Annotated in this window: 2 protein-coding genes; both read right to left on the bottom strand. The window is 59.5% G+C overall.

All coding sequences use genetic code 11. The features are described 5' to 3' along the window. Nucleotides 1-232, bottom strand: a 232-nt coding sequence (locus Q8M88_RS14960; RefSeq protein WP_305597956.1) for a hypothetical protein, incomplete at its 3' end; no start/stop codon positions are given. 151 nt (nucleotides 233-383) lie between these two features. Next, nucleotides 384-932 (bottom strand): hypothetical protein, encoded by a 549-nt coding sequence (locus Q8M88_RS14955; protein WP_305597955.1) that lies wholly within the window; start codon nucleotides 930-932, stop codon nucleotides 384-386. Between the last annotated feature and the right edge of the window lie 363 nt (nucleotides 933-1295).

Raw genomic sequence — 1295 nt, 5'->3', positions numbered from 1 at the left:
CCTTCTTTGTCAACAGGGTGGGATTGGCTCGTTGGACACCACCTTGTTCGCTGCCATAGACCAACAGATTGGCTAGGGACTTGCCCGGGACCACTGGCTGCTTGGCGCCGCCCACGGTCAAACGCAGTGGAGCCTGTACTGCCATGACCCCTAGCAGGCCACTGTTGCCAGGCACGAACAGCGGGTTGGTGAACGCATCAGCTGTGCGAATGACCGGCGATGGAAACGCCACCTGGGTCACCGCAGGTGTGGGGACGTGCCCCGCATGGCTGGTGTGGTCTTGGCTTTGGGCCCACGCGGTGCGCAAAGGCGAACTCAGCAGAGTCCAACCAGCGACGCCACCAAGGTGTAGGAAGGCTCTTCTGGAGGTCATGGGCCGGGTCTCACTGCATGCGGTCCATCATCATGCGCATCATAGATTCCATCATTTCCATGCGCTTCTCCATCATCTGATGGCGTTGGTGCATGCCCTCCATCATGGGCATCATGCCGCCCTGCCCCGCAGGCATCCCCGGAGCCATGGCATTGGGCTGGGCTGGCGCGCCAGCAGTGGCCGGGGCACCCATCATGCCCATGCCACCCATGCCACCAGCGGTCTTCATCGTGTCCATCATGGCCATGCCATCCTGCATAGTCTTCATGTGCTCGGCCATCACCGCGCGGCGCTCTTCAGGGGTCTTGGCTGCAGCGAGTTTTTCCCGCATCGCCTTCATGGCTTGCATTTGCTTCTCCATCGACGCCATCCGGTCGCTCGCAGCTGAAGCCGCAGCAGCCGGTGCTGCAGGCGCCGGAGTCGGGGTTTGAGCAGCCGCTGCGGGCGAGGAGCCCGCAGGATGGTGTTGGGTGTGGTCAGCCGGGGTGGTTTGGGCGATGGCGGTCATCGACCCCAAAGAGAACAAAGCGGCGGCGACTACAGTGGACAGCTTGAACATGGCATTCTCCTGATGACAAAGGGGCGCTGCCGAAGCAGCCGTGACAGGTACAAGTTGCGAAACTGGTGATATCAGGTTCGCAAATTGACAAGGGGCTGTCACTGCCAATGACTGTAGGAGGCCGAGCTGTCTCGTTAGATGACCTGAAGATTACGAAATTGTCATAATTGGCCGTCGAACTTGACCTAGGTCAAAACCCCGGCAAGAACCGTTTCTCGATATCCATCCTGCGTAGGTTCACATTGCCACAGTGTTCATCGAGAATTACCGACAACGCCGCAGGTGGCTACATCGGCAATCGCCGTGACCCTTGCGTTGCAGTGCCGAATGACCATGGGAAATGTTGCGCTTACGACCGAATTG

Origin of the sequence: Phenylobacterium sp. (genome assembly GCF_030693805.1) — a bacterium.
GTDB lineage: Bacteria > Pseudomonadota > Alphaproteobacteria > Caulobacterales > Caulobacteraceae > Phenylobacterium.
The sequence above is the reverse complement of the archived record's forward strand: the minus strand, read 5'-3'. Positions and strand labels throughout refer to the sequence as shown.

Bases quoted from the DNA above. Each gene is read 5' to 3' on its own strand.
- Q8M88_RS14955 (WP_305597955.1), bottom strand. From the start codon at position 932: ATGTTCAAGCTGTCCACTGTAGTCGCCGCCGCTTTGTTCTCTTTGGGG.